We start from the raw sequence: 16,961 nt of genomic DNA on the forward strand, positions 1-16,961 counted from the left end.
TGGCGATGAAGAGGTGGCTGGGCAAGGCTGAAACTGCCCTGGGAAACCACAGCGACCGGCTCAACGCCATCAATATCTTCCCAGTCGCCGACGGCGATACGGGCACCAACCTCTACCTCACGGTCCGCGCTGCGGCCCGCTCACTGGTCCTGGAAGCGGACCAGCCGGCCCCGGTGGACGTCGGCGAAGTCCTTTCCAGGGCCGGGCAGGCGGCCATGGAAGAGGCCCGGGGAAATTCCGGCACCCTGTTCGCGGTCTTCCTGTGTGCCGCGGCGGAGCCGCTGGCCGGTCATACCCGCCTGACGTCCACCCTCCTCTCGGCAGCCCTCAACCGTGCGCAGATCCGCGCCTGGTCTGCCCTGAGCGATCCCGTTCCGGGAACCATGCTCTCCGTCATGGAGGCGGCGGCCCGTGCGGCTGCGGCAGTCGACGCCGGCCATGACGGCGATGACAGCAACCACGCCCTTGGCCTTGCGCTGGACGCGGCAGTGGAGGGCGCGCTGGTTGCCGTGGTCCACACCGAAGAGCAGCTCGATGCACTCCAGTCCGCCCATGTAGTGGATGCAGGGGGCGTGGGAATGCTGCTGATCCTGGACTGCCTCCGCTCCGCCGTCATGGGGGAGGAACTGCAGGGCGAGCTCCTGGACGGGCTGCACGGCTACGACGTTTCCGATCCGCATATCCACGCAGCCATGCCTGACGACGACGGCGTGGAAGTCATGTGCACCATCAACCTCTCGCCCCTGAACGCCGCCACCCTGCGGCAGCGGCTGGACGAGATAGGCGAGTCCGTGATCATGAGCCAGGTGGGCAACGGGCCGGACGCCGAAGGCAATTACCGGTGGCGGGTGCACGTCCACGTCCCGGACGCCGCGCCGGCTGAGTCCATCATCCGGTCACTGGGCGAACCGTCCCAGCTCAGCATCAGCGAGCTGGCGCTCCCGCGGGATCCTGGTGCGGATGCGGTGAACACCGGCGGGCATGAACGCTGAACTGCAGCTGCCCCTCGAACGGCGGATCGGTAAGCGTTCGGCGGCGGTCATTGAGAAACACCTCGGCATCACCACCGTGGAAGGCCTCCTCAACTACTTTCCGCGCCGCTACATGAGCCGCGGTGAACTGACGCCCATCACCGAGCTTCCGCTGGACGAGGACGTCACCCTGATTGCGCGGGTGCTCTCCAGCAGCACCCGGCACATGCAGGCGCGGCGCGGCACCATCACGGACGTCATCGTTTCCGACGACGACGGGCAACAGGGGCTTCGGCTGGTGGGCGGCCGGGATTTCACCGGTAAGGTCCCCGGCACGCTCAAGATCAGCTTCTTCAACGGGTTCAAGGCGAAAAGCGAACTCCTCCAGGGGCGCCGCGCCCTTTTCTCCGGCCGGGTCACCAGTTTCAAGGGGAAGCTTGGCCTCACCAACCCGGACTTCCAGCTCCTCGATGAAGATCCGTTCAGCGACTCCGGAAAAGACCCTGGAAAACTCGCCGCCATGCCCATCCCGGTCTATCCGGCCACGGCCAAGCTTCCCAGCTGGAAAATCCAGAAGGTGATCGCCACGCTGCTGGAGACCTTGGATCTTGGCTCCATGCCGGACCCGGTTCCTGCGGCCGTTGCGGCCAGGCAGGACTTCCTGCCCGTGGCGGACGCCTACCGCCTCATCCACGTGCCGGAAACCGCTGCCGACTGGAAGCGCGCCCAGGACCGGTTCCGCTACCAGGAGGCATTGGTGCTGCAGTCGGCTCTCGCCCGGCGCCGTGCCCAGCTCGCCGCCGAGGAAGCCACCGCCCGCCGCCCCGTCAGCGGGGGGATCCTGGCCGCCTTCGACCAAAACCTGCCCTTCACGCTTACGGCGGGCCAGGCCGCCGTCGGCACCACGCTCGCCGCTGAACTGGCACAGGACACCCCCATGAACCGGCTGCTCCAGGGCGAAGTGGGCTCCGGAAAGACGGTCGTGGCGCTGCGGGCCATGCTCCAAGTGGTGGACGCCGGCGGGCAGGCCGCGCTCCTGGCCCCCACCGAGGTGCTCGCCGCCCAGCACTACGACTCCATCCGCCGCACCCTGGGTCCGCTCTCCAGCGATGGACTCCTGGGCGGCCTGGCCGCGAGCGAAGGGGCGTCGGTCCAGGTCACGCTGTTGACCGGGTCCATGCCCACGGCGGCACGGAAGCAGGCCATGCTGGACGCCGCCTCCGGGTCCGCCGGGATCGTTATCGGCACCCACGCGCTGCTCAGCGACAACGTCTCTTTTTATGACCTGGGCCTGATCGTGGTGGATGAGCAGCACCGCTTCGGCGTGGAACAGCGTGACGCCCTGCGGGGCAAGGCCCGGAAGCCGCCGCACCTGCTGGTCATGACCGCAACGCCTATTCCGCGCACCGTGGCCATGACCGTGTTCGGCGACCTTGAAACCTCCACCCTGGATGAATTGCCCAAGGGCCGGGCGCCCATCACCACCCACTTGGTGGGCCTTGCCGAGAATCCCGGCTGGGCGGGGCGGATCTGGGCGCGGGCCAGGGAGGAAATCGACGCCGGCCACCAGGTGTACGTGGTCTGTCCCAAGATCCGAACGGACGACGACGGCGACTTCAGTCCGGGGGAGGACGCACCACCGGGGGTGGAGTCGGAAGAGGGCCGGGAACTCGCGTCGGTCACCGGCGTCGTGGACCACCTGTTGGGTGAGCCTGCCCTGGCGGGGGTTCCGCTGGCGCCCCTCCACGGGCGCCAGGACCCCGAGCTGAAAACCGGCACCATGGCCGGGTTCACCGCCAACCGCATCAAGCTGCTGGTGTCCACCACCGTGATCGAGGTGGGCGTGGACGTGCACAACGCCACCCTAATGGTCATCCTCGACGCCGACAGGTTCGGGATCTCCCAACTGCACCAGCTCCGCGGCCGCGTGGGCCGCGGCGGCCTGCCCGGGACCTGCCTGCTGGTCACCGCCCTTGAACCCGGCCACCCCAGCCGGCGCCGGCTGGAGGCCGTCGCGGCAACCACGGACGGTTTCCTCCTGTCGCAGGAAGACCTCAAGCTGCGGCGCGAGGGCGATATCCTTGGTGCTTCCCAGTCCGGGGGACGGTCCACCCTGAAACTCCTGCGGGTCCTGGAACACGAAGACATCATTGCCCGGGCCCGGGACGACGCCCAGGCCATTGTTGGCGGCGACCCCCTGCTGGCCGGCCACCGCGAACTCGCCGATGCAATCGAGCAATACCTCAACCCCGAGAAGGAGGCGTTCCTTGAACGCGGATAGCAACGAAGGCGCAGCCCCGCTGCGGTGGCCGGCATGACGCGGATTATTTCCGGGGCCGCCGGCGGCACACCCCTTGCCGCTGTCCCGGGGTCCTTGACGAGGCCCACCACGGACCGGGTCAAGGAAGCGCTGTTCTCCCGTCTCGACGCCTTTGACGTTCTCAACGGCGCCCGGGTGCTGGACCTCTATGCCGGGTCAGGTGCCCTGGGCGTGGAGAGCGGCAGCAGGGGCGCCCTGGCTGTGGACCTTGTCGAGTGCGACGCCAAGGCCAGCGGTGTGTGCCAGCGAAACGCCGACCTCATCAACGGCGTGCTGGGCCGCAAGGCCGTAACCGTCCACCGCTCCAGGGTGGAGCCGTTCCTGGACCGCGCCGGCGTCAACGCCGCCTGGGACCTGGTCTTCCTCGATCCGCCGTACCCGCTGGAGGAAGCCGGATTGTCAGCAGTGCTGGAGAAACTGTCCGCACATCTGGCGCCGGGAGCCGTTGTGGTGGTGGAACGTTCTTCCCGGTCCCCGGAGCCCGGATGGCCTGGCGGAATGACGAAATTCGCCGAAAAAAAGTACGGCGAAACCCGGTTGTGGTTCGCCGAACCCTTCGTGCCGGATGCCATTGCCCCTGGGGACCTGGCCGAGGACACCGGGCCCGGACCCCTCGGCGCCGGCGAACCTTCCGCGGAGGCTTAGTCCGAGTAGGGGTCCAGGTCCACCCCGGCCAGGACCCTTGCGGGGTGGGGGCCCCGCGCCGTCAGCTCAGCTGTCCAGGATTCCGGCCAGGGCCCCCGGGTGCCCGCCAGGATGATGTTGCCCGGGTACCTGCCGTCAAACATGCCGGCTTCTGCGACTGCGCCCACCCCGGCCATCGCCCCGCGCATCGCCGCCACCTGGCTCCTGACGAGGGTGAGCGCCGGCTCGTCGCCCACGTTGACGATCAGGATCCCCTCCGGCCCCAGGCGCTCGCCGGCTTCACGGTAGAATCCGCCGGTGGCAATATGGGCCGGCGCCTCCGGCCCGGAGAAGATGTCCAGGATTATGACGTCGAACGTGAGGCCGGGGTCAAGTGCACCGAGGGCTTCACGGGCGTCGCCAATGACAGTAGTCAGGTTTGTTCCGTCGGGCATGGGAAGGTGCCGCAGCACGAAATCCAGCAGTTCGCGTTCCAGCTCCACCGCGGATTGGACCGAGCCGGGGCGGGTGGCCTGGATGTACCTGGCCAGCGTCAATGCTCCTGCTCCCAGGTGCAGCGCCTTGATCGGTTCCCCGGACGGGGCGGCAAGATCCACAAGGTGTCCGATCCTGCGGAGGTACTCGTAAAAAATCTCCTCCGGCCGGTCAACGTTGACGTGTGACTGTTCGGCTCCGCCGATGCTGAGCACGTATCCGCCGGCAGTGAATGCGTCCGGCTCGATCGTGGCATGCTGGCCCGTGGTCCGCAGGAACCGGCTCGCGGAAGTGCTGCCGCCGCCGGCCATCACAGCCTGCCGCCCAGGGTCGCCAGCCGATCGGCGGCCTCCTCAAGGACCTCCGTCTTCTTGCAGAAGGCGAACCTGAGCAGGCTTCGGGTCCGTTCCGCGCCTTCGGGGTGGCAGAAAACAGGGACGGGGATCGCCGCCACTCCCACGAGTGACGGCAGCCGGCGGGCAAGGTCCACGGCATCGGTGACACCCAACGGAGCGGTGTCGACATTGACGAAATAGGTTCCCCGCGGCGTGAAGACGTCAAAGCCGGCGGCCCGGAGCCCTGCACTGAGGATGTCCCGTTTCCGCTCCAGTGCGGACGCGACGCCGGTGTAGAAGGCATCAGGCAGTGCCAGTCCGGTGGCGATCGCCGCCTGGAACGGAGTACCCGAGCTGTAGGTGAGGAACTGCTTTACGGTGCGGACCGCGGCGACCAGTTCCGCGGGCCCGCTGAGCCAGCCGACCTTCCAGCCGGTGAGGGAAAACGTTTTGCCCGCTGAGGAAATGGTGATGGTCCGGTCCGCGGCGCCCGGAAGGGTGGCCACGGGAGTATGGGCCACACCGAAGGTCAGGTGCTCATAGACCTCGTCGGTAATGATGATGCTGCCGTGCTTGACCGCGAGGTCCACCACACGCTGCAGCACTGCGGGCGCGAAAACCGCGCCCGTGGGATTGTGGGGATTGTTCAGCAGCACCACCCGGGTCCGCTGGCTGAAGGCCGCCTCCAGCGCGGCCAGGTCCGGCATGAAGTCCGGGGCCAGCAGGGGAACCGTGGTGTGGGTGGCGCCGGAAAGCCCGATCACCGCACCGTAGGAGTCGTAGAACGGTTCGAACGTGAGGACCTCGTCGCCAGGTCCAACGAAAGCCAGCAGGGCGGCGGCGATCGCTTCGGTTGCCCCCGTGGTGATGATGACTTCCGTCGCCGGATCCCGCGCCAGCCCGTAAAACCGTTCCTGGTGCGCAGCCACTGCCTCGCGCAGCTCCGGGATGCCCTTGCCCGGTGCGTACTGGTTGGCACCGGCAGCGATGGCCGCCCGCGCGGCGTCGCGGATTTCGGCCGGCCCATCCTCATCGGGGAAGCCTTGTCCCAGGTTGATGGCGCCCGTCTGGACGGCCAGCGTGGTCATCTCCTCGAAGATGGTGACGCCCAGGCGGCCGTCCGGTGCCAGGAGGTTCGCTCCCAGCGCGGTGCGCTGCCAGGGAGCAGGTGGCATGGGCGTGGAAAGTTCCCGTGCTGGATGCATCCAGTCATGGTATCCCGGCCTTTCCATGGGGTAGGTTCGGAGCATGAGACGCGCTGTGTGCCCCGGATCCTTCGACCCCATCCACAACGGCCATCTCGAGGTTATTGCCCGGGCTGCCGGTCTTTTCGACGAAGTCATCGTGGCCATCTCCACCAACTATGCGAAGAAGTACATGTTCAGCCTGGAGGAGCGGCTGGAGATGGCCCGCGAAACGCTGGCCTCGCTCAAGGGCATCGTGGTGGAACCCGTGGGTGAGGGTCTCCTGGCGGAGTACTGCCGCCAGCGGGGCGTGTCCGCCATCGTCAAAGGGCTCCGGTCGTCGTCGGACTTTGACTACGAACTCCCCATGGCCACCATGAACCGCCAGCTTAGTGGGGTGGAGACGGTCTTCCTCCCGGCCGAAGCCAGCTACGTCCATCTGTCCTCCACCCTGATCAAGGAGGTTGCGGCACTGGGCGGCCGCGTCTCGGACTATGTGCCCCGGTCGGTGCACCGGCGCATGGTCACCGGCGAGCCTTCGCCGGATCAGCTGCCAAGGCGGTAGGCTGGATGGGTACTTCGGCGCTGCCCGTTGCCGGTTTGAGTCAGCATGGCTCTTCAGGCTAGGATGGTACGTCGGTCATATGTTCAACAGGAGTTCTCATTAACAGAGATGCTGGTTCGCCCCTGGCGTTCGACGTCAAGGACCTCGGGCGCAGCCCGGGAAGCATGCGGACACTGACGGAACATGTACCCGCACCGGGTGATCTTGGTGTGGCGCTCATTGGTGTTCAGGAAGGCTCGGATGTCGAGCTGGACCTGAGGCTTGAGGCCGTACACGAAGGAATTCTGGTATCAGGTACCGTTATCGCCGAAGTAACCGGCGAGTGCGGCCGATGCCTGGATCCCCTTGCGTATGACCTCGAGGTCAATGTGCAAGAACTTTTCTTCTACGAGGGCACTCAGTTCTCGGACGGAGAAGAAGATGAAGAGCAACGTCGAGTCGAGCACGATGTAATCGATCTTGAACCGGTGTTGCGGGACGCGGTTGTCACCAATCTGCCGTTCCAGCCGGTGTGCCGGGAAGACTGCCAGGGCCTTTGCTCCGAATGCGGAGCTCGCCTGGAAGACGAGCCGGGGCACCACCACGAGGTCCTGGATCCTCGCTGGGCTGCCCTAGCTGATATGGCTAAGCCTGACCGGCAAAATTGATTTGTACGTGTTTGTCTAGAGAGAAATGAGTTAGCCGTGGCTGTTCCCAAGCGGAAAATGTCTCGCTCGAATACCCGCGCCCGCCGCTCGCAGTGGAAGGCGACCGCCCCCCACCTGGTGAAGACCGTTGAGAACGGCCAGGTCACCTACAGCCTGCCGCACCAGGCAAAGGTCGTTACCGACTCTGCTGGCACCGCGCTGTTCCTTGAGTACAAGGGCCGCAAGGTCGCTGACGTCTAATCGGCCCCGCAGGCTGAATGATGTCTTCAACTGAAGAGCTTCTGAAGCGTCTCGGTGTCACTATTGACGCCGGGACGCTTCGTCTTGCGCTTACCCACCGTTCGTACGCCTACGAGAACGGTGGCATTCCCACCAATGAGCGGCTCGAGTTCCTGGGCGACTCCATCCTGGGATTCTCCGTTACCGATGCCCTTTTCCGGGACAACCCGGACCTGCCCGAAGGCGAACTCGCCAAGCGCCGGTCCGCCGTCGTCAGCACCCGGGCCCTGGCCGGCATTGGACGCAGCCTGGGCATTGGCGAGTTCATCTACCTGGGCCAGGGCGAAAAGCTCACCCACGGTAAAAACAAAGCGTCCATCCTCGCTGACACCATGGAGGCCCTGATCGGGGCAACCTATGTCTCCAACGACATTGAGACCGCGCGCCAGCTGGTCATGCGGCTCATCGGACCGATGCTGAAGGACGCCGCCGTCCTGGGTGCCGGCACCGACTGGAAGACCAGCATCCAGGAACTGGCGGCCAGCCGGCAGCTGGGCACTATCCACTACGCAGTGGACGGCTCCGGGCCGGACCACGCCCGTACGTTCACCGCGGTCCTGAATATCGGCGGAACGGCTTACGGCAAGGGCTCCGGACACTCCAAGAAGGAAGCGGAGCAGGAAGCTGCTGCGGACGCCTGGCGCGTGCTTTCCCAGGCGGAGTCCCGGAACGCCGCCGCTGCCGCCACGGACTCCGTCACCGCCAAGTAGTGTCCCGTGCCTGAACTGCCCGAGGTCGAAGTGGTGCGCCGCGGCCTGGTCAATTGGGTCCGCGGCAGGACCATCACCACCGTTGACGTCCTGGATCCCCGCTCCATCCGCCGCCACGCCCTCGGCACGGCGGATTTCATCGGAAACCTCGAAGGCGCCACCGTGTCCGACGTGGTGCGCCGCGGCAAATTCCTCTGGATGCCGCTGACGGACAACGCACCGAGGCCGGACAACCAGCAAGGTGGTCCGGTCCCGGACGTGGCACTCATGGCCCACCTTGGCATGAGCGGTCAGCTGCTCATGCAGGATTCCGGCGTCCCTGACGAAAAGCACCTCAAGGTCCGCTTGCGCCTCAGCCCGCGCCCGGGCATGCCGGACCAGCTGCGGTTCGTGGACCAGCGGATTTTCGGCGGCCTGTTCGTCACGGCGCTGGTACCCACGGACGACGGCGGCCCCGGTGGCCTTGCCGAATCCCCCCTGCCGCTGATCGCTGCTGAAGCAGCCCATATTGCCCGTGATCCCCTTGACCCCTCGTTTTCCTTCGACCTCTTCTACCAGCGCCTGCGCAAGAGAAGGACCGGACTGAAGAGGGCGCTCCTGGACCAGGGGCTGGTGTCGGGCATCGGCAACATCTACGCCGACGAAGCACTCTGGCGTGCCCGCCTGCATTTCGCCCGGGCAACAGACACCCTCCGCAGGGGCGAGGCCCAGCGCGTCCTGGACAGCGCCCGCGAGGTGATGCTTGATGCCCTGGCAGCAGGGGGAACGAGCTTTGACTCTCTGTACGTCAACGTCAACGGCGCCTCAGGGTACTTCGACCGGTCCCTCAACGCCTACGGCCGCCAGGGCGAGCCGTGCAGGCGCTGCGCCGAGGCAGGCATCCACGCCGTGATCCGCCGCGACCAGTTCATGAACCGGTCCTCACACACGTGCCCGGTCTGCCAGCCACGGCCCCGTAACGGCCGCTGGTAGCCAGGCACCTGCTGAGTCGTCCTGAATCTGCGGATTCTGCGGTTCCTGAATGTGGAATCCGCTGGAACACTGGGTTTATGAAGCCCGTGGTTCAATTGACCAGCACAAGGTGGCCCTCATGACGGTTCTGAAACGGTTGTGCATGACGGGGGCAAGTGCCGCCGTCGCGCTGGCCGGCGTCGCCCTGCTGCTGAACCAGGCTGTGGCCGAGCCTGTGAACGCCTCGGTGGCCATGCCTGCATCCACGCAGTTCGCCGCCCTTGCCGCACCCGCCCGGCCCCAGGCGTCCCTGCCTGCGCAACCCGGTTCGGACCGTGGGCCGCGGCCACCGGAAGTCCTTCCTCCGGTCCAGGCACCGCCGCGTGCCCTGCCGCTCCCCGCTGCTCCGGCTCCGCTGATCCGGGGAGCACTCCCGGCGGCGGCCTCGGCGAGGAATTCGGTGGTCCGTGGGTTCCCCTCCACTATTGTGTCCTTCCCGGACAAGACCGTCCCGGTTTTCACCGCCGTGAGTCCGGGGGAGGGGGCCATGGAGTTCACAGCTGAGGGCATTACGCCGTTGACTCCGGAGCAGGCCCTGGCCCACTTCCAGCAGAGCCTGCTCAAGGTGGGATTCCGGAGCGACGTTGCACCCACCGGCCAGAGCATCGTCCTGGTCCGGGGCAAAGACCAGATCAGTGTTTCCGCCGCAGTGACAGGAACCGGCGCCACCCGCTTCAGCCTGCTCGGCAGGTTCCACACCGGCCCGGGCAAGTAGGAATGTATATTTCCGTCTCGGACCGCAATGGCGGCCAAGGCGGCACAGCGCTGGCGCGCACTTCTGTTCCCTTCCGGCTGGCCCCCACCATCGTGTGGTTGGGAATCGTAAGCCTGTTCACCGACGTTTCCTCGGAGTCCGTGGCCGCCGTACTTCCCCTGTACCTCACGGGATACCTCGGCCTTTCGGTGATCGCCTTCGGCGTCCTGGACGGTATCAACCAGGGGGCGGGATCCTTGGTGCGGATGGCAGCCGGCTGGCTTTCGGACCGCGCGGGCCGGCCCAAACAGGTTGCCCTGGCCGGCTACGGCCTGTCCGCCACTGCAAGGCTGGCGCTGCTTTTTGCCGGCGGATTCTGGGCCCTCACCGGCACCATGGCAGCTGACAGGATCGGCAAGGGGATCCGGACAGCCCCACGGGACGCCCTGATCACCGTCAACGCCCAGCCCGAACACCTGGCACGGCATTTTGGGGTCCACCGGATGCTCGACACTATCGGCGCCGCCCTCGGTCCCCTGCTGGCGTCCGCCATCCTCCTGTTGATACCTTCCGGGTATTCCACCGTCTTTGTTGTCTCCCTGGCTTTTGCCGTGATTGGGGTGGCGGCCCTGGCGCTGTTCGTTCCAGACCAGCGGGCAGTAAGGAAGCAGCCCGTCGCCGAAGACAGGAAGGTGAAGCCTGCACCCGGTATCCGTTGGGCCAGGCTGCACCACAGCGCACTCGGCCGCCTTTTGCTCACGGCGGGAGTGCTTGGCCTGCTCACGGTCGGTGATGGATTCATCTACCTGGCCCTCCAGAACCGCAATTCACTTGAACTGCAGTGGTTCCCCATGCTTTATGTGGGAACAAATGCCGTCTTCCTGTTACTGGCCATCCCGCTGGGGCGGCTTGCTGACCGATGGGGAAGGACGAAAGTGTTCATCGGCGGCCACCTGGCCCTTGTGGGGTGTTACTTGCTGGCGTCCCTTCCGTTCACCGGTGCATGCGCCGTCGCGGGGTGCCTGGTCCTCCTCGGTATCTTCTATGCTTCGACTGACGGGGTCCTGACCGCACTGGCCAGCCAACTGGTTACTCCCGAACATCTGGCTACGGGCATCAGCGCAGCCCAGACGGTGGTGGCAGTGAGCCGGATGGCTGCCTCGGCCGGGTTCGGCGTCCTGTGGTTCGCGGTGGGTCCCACCACTGCGCTTGTCCTGGTCGGAGGCCTGCTGGCCCTGGCAGTGCTGGGTTCGCCATTGCTCCTTCGCGGTCCCAAAAACAGCTAGGGTGCATGCATGACCCTTCGTGCCAGGCCCACCGGCAACAAAGGCCGGTGGGCCATACTGCTGCTTGTTGCGGCCATTGCCCTCGCGGGTGCCGGAATCTTCGCCGTCCAGGCCGTCCAGCGTTTTCAGGACGACCGTGCGGCAGCCTCCGAAGCCACCCTCGCCCCGGGAGGCCCGTCCCTGCCGGCAGAACCATTCGTGCTCTTCCGGAATACTGCTTCAGGCCAGGCCTACGGCCAAGCCGCCACGGTTTCCCTCTCCGACCCCAGTGGCGCCCGTTCGGTCAGCGGCGTGGACTGCGACCGGACCTACGGCTCCCGGACCTCAGTGATCTGCCTGCGGACCCAGCGGGGCGTGGTGACACGCTTTGAAGCGTCGGTGTATGACCGCACCTGGCAGCAACAGGCCAAGTGGCCGCTGCGCGGAATTCCCAGCCGCGCCAGGATGGACAACACCGGAACCGCCGTCGCCACCACAGTTTTCGTCACCGGCCATTCCTACGCCGGTGCAGGGTTTTCCACCGAAACCACCATCACGTCCGTCAAGGACGGCGGCGAATTGGGGAGCCTGGAGGGGTTCGTCCTGTTGGTAAACGGCGAACGGATCACGGCCGAGGACCGCAACATCTGGGGGGTGACATTCGTCCCTGGCCAGGCGGATGCCTTCTATGCCACGGCGGCATCCAGTGGCCGCATCTGGCTGGTCAAGGGCAGCGTGTCGGGCCGCACCCTGACGGCCGTGTATGACGGGGCAGAGTGCCCGTCCCTTTCCCCCGACGGTTCGCGCCTGGCCTACAAGAAAAATGCCGCCGGACCTCTCGATCCCCATTGGAATATTGCCGTCCTGGATCTGGCCGATGGCGGCGAGACTGTCCTCCAGGAAGCAGCAAGCGTCGACGACCAGGTGGAGTGGCTCGATAACAACACCCTGCTCTATGGACTTCCGCGGCCCGGGGAGCCGGGGGACAGCGACATCTGGCAGATCGCCGTCGCTCCCGGGTCCACCCCGGCCGTGTTCATCGAACATGCCTGGTCGCCCTCGGTGATCCGCTGATCCCCGGAGGGACTTCAGGCGGGATCGGGTGCGAAGACAACGTCGACAAAGTAATTCGTGGCGGCCGATGTCCTGTTCGGCACAGCCGTTCCCGTCCCATACCTGAACAGGCCGTTCTTGGCGGCCGGGGCAACCAGCACCCCACTGGTCCAGTCCTTTGTGAAGAAGTTGCTGGTGTACGAGTACTTGCCCGCCGGAGCGTTGTAGGACACCACGTACGTTGATCCCACTGTGAGCCTGACGGGCGTTGAAAGGACGGCTGTCTGCCATCCGCTGGCTGTTTCGTTGGTGAAAGTTACGCCTGCCACTTTGACGCCGGCCGGATCCCACAGGGCACCCGTGTGGACGCCCTTGTTGTTTGGCCCCTTGTAGAAGCGCAGGGCAGTCACCACCCCGGGGGCAGTTGTGCGGAACGCAGTACCCAGATCGATGGCCCGCGTTTCCGTCGACGTCGCCACCTTGGGCACCAGGCTGGAAAAGAGTGTCTGGCTGGGTGGAGGCGCTTTCGCGGTGGTGAACTGCCAGGAGGTTGGTGGGAGGACGGCACCGTCCGTGGACACCACATTGTTGGCGCTCGCCGCGATGGCAGTTCCCGCCGGAAGAAGCTGCGCCGGGCTGAACGTGATGGTCCGTCCGTCCGCGGACAATGCAGAACTGCCCGCGATGCTGGTTCCGCCGGCGGAGAGCGCCAAAGCCGAGCCCGGCTGCACTGCCGCTGACAACGTCAGCGAGGGCTTGGTGTCCACTGCCACCCCTGTGGCGTTCGCGGCGGGCGCGAACGAGCTCACCGTCAGCGGTGTTGGTGCTGGTGGAGGCGCCGTGCCGGTGAACACCACGTCCACCAGGTAGCTGTTACTGGATGAGTTCCCCGGGAAGTCAGCGCTGTACGAGTATCCGCCCGAGCCCTGCGTGGTGCGCAGCGGGCCGCTGGTGAAGCCGGTGGAGAATCCGCCCTGGGTGTAGGAGTAGGTGCCGGTGGGGGACTTGTAGGCGGCTATGTATTCAGTGTCGGCGGCTATGGCAACGGGCTGGCTGAAGGTTGCGGTCTGCCACCCGGCGGTGGATTCACCGGAGAACGTGACGCCCGCCAGCTGCTGCCCCGCTGCAGTGAACAGTGCCCCGGTATGGGTTCCGGTGTTTCCCGCGGCTTTGTAGAAGCGGACACCGGTGATGCTGCCGGCGCTTGAACTGGCAAACCGCACTCCCAGTGTCAGCGGTACGCCGTCTTTGACCTCAAGGACGGTAGGCGTCACCGTGTCCTGGTACAGCGTGCAGGGGCATGTGCCCTCAACCCGGGGCGGCGGGACCGTGGTGAAGGTCCAGCTGCCTCCGGCGCTGAGCTGCTGTCCTGTGCTGGACGTGGCAGTGACGGTTGCTGTGTAGGTTGAGGACGGGTTCAGGGGAGCGGATGGTGTGAACGTCACTTTCCCGGCCGTGGAGTTGAAAACCGTGGCCCCCGGTACTGGTGCACCATCCGGCCCGGTGAGGACCAGTGTGACCGTCGAGGCGGAGGCCGGCTTGGAGAACGCCGCCGAGACCATGGTGTCCAGGGGAACACTTGTCGAACCGGGCAGCGGTGTCTGGCCGGTGGCGGTGAACGGTGGATCAGCGTACTGGACCACGACGTCCACCAGGTAACTCGTCGTCGACCGGTTGCCCGGGAAGTCACTGGAGTACGAGTAGGCCCCGGCATCGGACACGGCCCTGAGGTTGCCCGACGACAGCCCGGACCCGAACCCATTGACCGTGGCCGAATACGTGCCGGTGGTGCTCTTGTACGCCATGACGTACTCGGTGTTCGCGGTCATGGGCACAGGCTGGTTGAAGTAGGCGGTCTGCCATCCGGACGTGGATTCATTGGCGAAGGTCACTGTCGCGAGGGTGCTGCCCGACGCCGAGAACAGGGTTCCGGTATGGGTTCCGGAGTTGCCGCCCGACTTGTAGAACCGCACGCCGGTCACCGTGCCTTCGGCAGTGCTTGAGAAACGCACTCCCAGGGTCAGCGGGGTGCCGTCCTTGACTTCCGGAAGACCTGGCTGGACCGAGTCGTCGTAGAAACTGCAGGGGCAGGTGCCGGGGGCCGGTGGAGAGACGACTGTCGTGAACGACCACGTTCCTCCGGCCGTCAGCGCCCCGCCGGTGGAAGCCGTTGCCGAGAGGACGGCGGTGTACGTCGTCGCCAGCGCCAAGGGAGCCGACGGCGTGAAGGTTGCCTTGCGGGTTACGGAGTCGTACACCGTTGAGCCTGCTGCCTGGGTCCCGTTCGCGGCTGTGAGGGTGAGCTGCACGCTGGAGGCCGTCACGGGCTTGGAGAATACCGCACCCACGGTGGTTGACTGGGGGACGCTTGAGGATCCCGGCAGCGGCCATTGGCCCGAAGCGGTCAGGGGGGTGTTGTCCGTGGTGTCGAAGACGGCGTCCACGAAGTAATTTCCGTTGCCGTAGGTGGCGGATGGGAAGGTGTCAGGGCTGCCGTAGACGCCTGCTGCCGGGCTGCCGAATCCTCCTGCGACCGTCATGGGCGGATCGCTGAAGCCGAAGTACGCCCACTGGTAGTCCTTGACCGCGTAGTGTCCTTTCGGGTCCGTGTAGGAGACGGTGTACGTCGTCCCCGCCGTGACGGCCACCGGCTGGGTGAAGAGGACCTTCTGCCAGCCCGATGCGGTCTCGGACGCGAACGCAGCGCTCGCGAGCCGTTGGCCATCGGCACTCCACAGCGACCCCACGTGGCTTCCGGTGTTGGACGTGCTCTTGTAGAAGCGCACCCCGGTGATGAACCCGTCAGTGGCGGGGGTGAACTTCATGCCGAGTTCGTAGGCTCCGCCGTCCTGGCCGTCCTCCACCGTGGGGACCTGCTGGCCAAAGACGGTGTACGGTCCGCTCAACGGGATGGTGATGCTGGCGGCGGCACCGGCGTTCGCGCTGTCGTCGATGGCGCGGACCCGGATTCCCGCGGTGGACAGGCCCTTTTGGATGTAGGTGTACGTCCAGTTCTGCTTTCCCTGGGCCGGACGCCAGGTCTTGCCGCCGTCCGTGGATACTTCGACGCCGGCCACAATGCCGCCGGAATCGGTGGCGGTTCCTGACACCGTCACGGAGGATCCGTGTGCGATGGTGGTTCCGTCCGCCGGGGCGGTAATGGAGACGACCGGTCCTGCCGTATCAGTGCTGGCGCTCGCCGTCGTCAATGATGCGTCAAGGGAGGCGGGCTGGGCTCCCATATCCGCCAGGAGATTGACCTGTGCCTGCTGCATCCGGGAGTCCGGTACGGCGCCGGGGCCGTCGTGCTGCTGGTCCAGCCCCCAGGTCCACTGCACGCTGCCGGCAGAGAACACCAGGGCCCCGCTGGCCGCCTTGTATAACGTGACGCTGTGCGTGGTGGTGCCGGGCTTCACCGTGTTCCCGAAGTCCTGCAGGTACTGGTCCACGCTTCCGGTCGTTGTGGAAAGCCGGACCAGCCCCGCCGGCCTGAAGCCGTTGTCCACATCCTCATTCGATTCGTAGCCCACAGTGTGGGGCGCAAGCTGGGCGGAACCTCCTGCCGGGAGCGAAGCAAGGGACGTGTTGCGCCAGAGCCGGGACTTTCCCTCCGCTGCACTCACGGTGACCGGCAGGTCGGTGAAGTTGGACATGTACATCGTGCCGGTGAGGCCGTTTTCCGGCCGCCCTGCACCGTTGGCGGGAGCGGCATAGCGTGGATCGCGCCACGTACCGGTCCATTCCGTGCTCGGATCGATTTTGGCGTTCGACCACGTTTCCTTATAGGAAACCAGGGTGCGGTACGCGGCCCCGTCCGCGTTCGACGGTTCGTACCGCGTACGCCAGTAGGCCTCATTGCCGGAGAGGAACTGCAGATTGACGCCGGCATCCCGGGCGGCCTCCACATTGGCGCGCTGGGCGCCGGACCAATACTCGTCATGGCCTACGGAGAGAAAGACTTTGTGGTTGAGCAGCAGTGGGCCGCTGCGGTCCGTGTCCACCCCGCTGATGTAGGAGACGTCGTAGCCATTCTTTTCCAGGAACCGCACCAGCGGGTACTCATTACTGAAGTAGAAGTCGCGCCCGTCCGGTCCGCTGCGGGTGTTTACGGGCCGGTTGTAGCTGATCTTGTACGCCCGCCCGTTGGCCCCGCCTTCGTAGAAGTCGGAACCACCGTAGGTGTTGTACGCCTGCCAGGTCGGGTCGGAGGTCTGGAAAACCACAGGGGATCGGCTGCTGTCGTTGCGGACGATGAACGTGATGTGGCTGCGCCCTCCGGTGTCCGCACGGTTGAGGACGGCGATGTAGACGCCGGAGACGGCTGTTGACGGTACCTGCCAAGTGGCGGAGACTGCCCAGGTGCCGCAGTCGTACAGTCCGGTGGCCACATCCGAGGTGCACTGGGGCTGGGCCTGCCGGAATGCCGAGGGGACCACGTCCGCGACTTTCCTGGCGCCGAGACCCTGGTACCACCCGGTGCGGTAGACCGCGATGGTGTAGTTGCTGGCGGTGGTATCAATTTTGAACTGCAGCGGCTGGCCCGCGTTCACGCTGATGTCCGTCGAAAAGCCCTGCAGGGTTCCATCCCCTGCGCCGTCAACGTCCCACTCTGAGGCCGGGCTGCCGGGCCTGGAATTCTCACAGGCGATGGGGTTGAGCAGCGGCGCGCAGGGGTCCGCGGCATTGGCTGCCTGGAGGACGCCAAGGGGCACAAATGCGGGAAGCAACGCTGTAAGAAGAGCGAGTACCAGCGTGGCAGCAGACCTTTGCAGGACCGGCCGATAGTGCACCTTCGATGCGGGCATTGT

14 protein-coding genes are annotated in these 16,961 nt (G+C 66.0%); 11 read left to right on the forward strand and 3 right to left on the reverse strand.

Annotation, left to right across the window (positions count from 1 at the left end; genetic code table 11):
• Nucleotides 1-5: 5 nt before the first annotated feature.
• Genes HNO81_RS03340 through rsmD form a run of 3 tightly spaced genes read left to right on the forward strand, consistent with a single transcriptional unit; the run spans nucleotide 6 to nucleotide 3,936 of the window.
• The gene (locus HNO81_RS03340; protein WP_175316760.1) at nucleotides 6-992 is read left to right on the forward strand and encodes a DAK2 domain-containing protein; all 987 of its coding nucleotides are present in this window, start codon (nucleotides 6-8) and stop codon (nucleotides 990-992) included.
• A complete protein-coding gene (locus HNO81_RS03345; RefSeq protein ID WP_175316697.1) occupies nucleotides 982-3,252 on the forward strand; it encodes an ATP-dependent DNA helicase RecG in 2,271 nt (756 codons plus the stop codon). The genes HNO81_RS03340 and HNO81_RS03345 overlap by 11 nt, the downstream gene beginning before the upstream one ends.
• Before the next feature lie 33 nt (nucleotides 3,253-3,285).
• On the forward strand, nucleotides 3,286-3,936 hold the full coding sequence (gene rsmD / locus HNO81_RS03350) for a 16S rRNA (guanine(966)-N(2))-methyltransferase RsmD (protein WP_175316698.1): 651 nt from the start codon (nucleotides 3,286-3,288) through the stop codon (nucleotides 3,934-3,936).
• Here the strand turns inward: rsmD and HNO81_RS03355 are convergent.
• Both HNO81_RS03355 and HNO81_RS03360 read right to left on the reverse strand, forming a co-directional pair.
• Nucleotides 3,933-4,721, reverse strand: a complete 789-nt coding sequence (locus HNO81_RS03355; RefSeq protein ID WP_175316699.1) for a spermidine synthase — start codon at nucleotides 4,719-4,721, stop codon at nucleotides 3,933-3,935. The two genes, rsmD and HNO81_RS03355, sit on opposite strands and share 4 nt — an antisense overlap.
• Entirely contained in the window at nucleotides 4,721-5,950 is a 1,230-nt protein-coding gene (locus HNO81_RS03360) for an aminotransferase class I/II-fold pyridoxal phosphate-dependent enzyme (RefSeq protein WP_175316700.1), read from the reverse strand. The genes HNO81_RS03355 and HNO81_RS03360 overlap by 1 nt, the downstream gene beginning before the upstream one ends.
• Before the next feature lie 43 nt (nucleotides 5,951-5,993).
• Between HNO81_RS03360 and coaD the strand changes: the two genes are divergently transcribed.
• The 8 genes from coaD (at nucleotide 5,994) to HNO81_RS03400 (ending at nucleotide 12,174) form a co-directional block, all read left to right on the forward strand.
• Entirely contained in the window at nucleotides 5,994-6,494 is a 501-nt protein-coding gene (coaD, locus tag HNO81_RS03365) for a pantetheine-phosphate adenylyltransferase (protein ID WP_175316701.1), read from the forward strand.
• A 122-nt stretch (nucleotides 6,495-6,616) separates the two neighbouring features.
• The gene (locus tag HNO81_RS03370) at nucleotides 6,617-7,141 is read left to right on the forward strand and encodes a DUF177 domain-containing protein (protein ID WP_175316761.1); all 525 of its coding nucleotides are present in this window, start codon (nucleotides 6,617-6,619) and stop codon (nucleotides 7,139-7,141) included.
• A gap of 36 nt (nucleotides 7,142-7,177) precedes the next feature.
• Entirely contained in the window at nucleotides 7,178-7,381 is a 204-nt protein-coding gene (gene rpmF, locus HNO81_RS03375) for a 50S ribosomal protein L32 (RefSeq protein WP_009356569.1), read from the forward strand.
• A gap of 20 nt (nucleotides 7,382-7,401) precedes the next feature.
• Nucleotides 7,402-8,130 carry a ribonuclease III gene (gene rnc / locus HNO81_RS03380; protein ID WP_175316702.1) on the forward strand — a complete coding sequence of 243 codons (729 nt, stop codon included), beginning with the start codon at nucleotides 7,402-7,404 and terminating at the stop codon, nucleotides 8,128-8,130.
• Between the two features lie 6 nt (nucleotides 8,131-8,136).
• Nucleotides 8,137-9,102 carry a bifunctional DNA-formamidopyrimidine glycosylase/DNA-(apurinic or apyrimidinic site) lyase gene (gene mutM, locus HNO81_RS03385; RefSeq protein ID WP_175316703.1) on the forward strand — a complete coding sequence of 322 codons (966 nt, stop codon included), beginning with the start codon at nucleotides 8,137-8,139 and terminating at the stop codon, nucleotides 9,100-9,102.
• Nucleotides 9,103-9,220: 118 nt separating this feature from the next.
• Nucleotides 9,221-9,856 (forward strand): hypothetical protein, encoded by a 636-nt coding sequence (locus HNO81_RS03390; RefSeq protein ID WP_175316704.1) that lies wholly within the window; start codon nucleotides 9,221-9,223, stop codon nucleotides 9,854-9,856.
• A 2-nt stretch (nucleotides 9,857-9,858) separates the two neighbouring features.
• Nucleotides 9,859-11,121, forward strand: a complete 1,263-nt coding sequence (locus tag HNO81_RS03395; protein ID WP_175316705.1) for an MFS transporter — start codon at nucleotides 9,859-9,861, stop codon at nucleotides 11,119-11,121.
• Between the two features lie 9 nt (nucleotides 11,122-11,130).
• Complete coding sequence (locus tag HNO81_RS03400; RefSeq protein ID WP_175316706.1) at nucleotides 11,131-12,174, forward strand: hypothetical protein; 1,044 nt, start codon at nucleotides 11,131-11,133, stop codon at nucleotides 12,172-12,174.
• Between the two features lie 14 nt (nucleotides 12,175-12,188).
• Here HNO81_RS03400 and HNO81_RS03405 read toward each other — a convergent pair whose 3' ends face one another.
• A complete protein-coding gene (locus HNO81_RS03405; RefSeq protein ID WP_175316707.1) occupies nucleotides 12,189-16,958 on the reverse strand; it encodes a DUF4082 domain-containing protein in 4,770 nt (1,589 codons plus the stop codon).
• Nucleotides 16,959-16,961: the final 3 nt, after the last annotated feature.

The organism is Pseudarthrobacter sp. C4D7, from assembly GCF_013359725.1.
Classification (GTDB): domain Bacteria; phylum Actinomycetota; class Actinomycetes; order Actinomycetales; family Micrococcaceae; genus Arthrobacter.

Coding starts and splice junctions, on each gene's coding strand:
- HNO81_RS03340 (WP_175316760.1), top strand. CDS start 6: ATGAAGAGGTGGCTGGGCAAGGCTGAAACTGCCCTGGGAAACCACAGC.
- HNO81_RS03345 (WP_175316697.1), top strand. CDS start 982: ATGAACGCTGAACTGCAGCTGCCCCTCGAACGGCGGATCGGTAAGCGT.
- rsmD (WP_175316698.1), top strand. CDS start 3,286: ATGACGCGGATTATTTCCGGGGCCGCCGGCGGCACACCCCTTGCCGCT.
- HNO81_RS03355 (WP_175316699.1), bottom strand. CDS start 4,721: ATGGCCGGCGGCGGCAGCACTTCCGCGAGCCGGTTCCTGCGGACCACG.
- HNO81_RS03360 (WP_175316700.1), bottom strand. CDS start 5,950: ATGCATCCAGCACGGGAACTTTCCACGCCCATGCCACCTGCTCCCTGG.
- coaD (WP_175316701.1), top strand. CDS start 5,994: ATGAGACGCGCTGTGTGCCCCGGATCCTTCGACCCCATCCACAACGGC.
- rnc (WP_175316702.1), top strand. CDS start 7,402: ATGTCTTCAACTGAAGAGCTTCTGAAGCGTCTCGGTGTCACTATTGAC.
- HNO81_RS03390 (WP_175316704.1), top strand. CDS start 9,221: ATGACGGTTCTGAAACGGTTGTGCATGACGGGGGCAAGTGCCGCCGTC.
- HNO81_RS03395 (WP_175316705.1), top strand. CDS start 9,859: ATGTATATTTCCGTCTCGGACCGCAATGGCGGCCAAGGCGGCACAGCG.
- HNO81_RS03400 (WP_175316706.1), top strand. CDS start 11,131: ATGACCCTTCGTGCCAGGCCCACCGGCAACAAAGGCCGGTGGGCCATA.
- HNO81_RS03405 (WP_175316707.1), bottom strand. CDS start 16,958: ATGCCCGCATCGAAGGTGCACTATCGGCCGGTCCTGCAAAGGTCTGCT.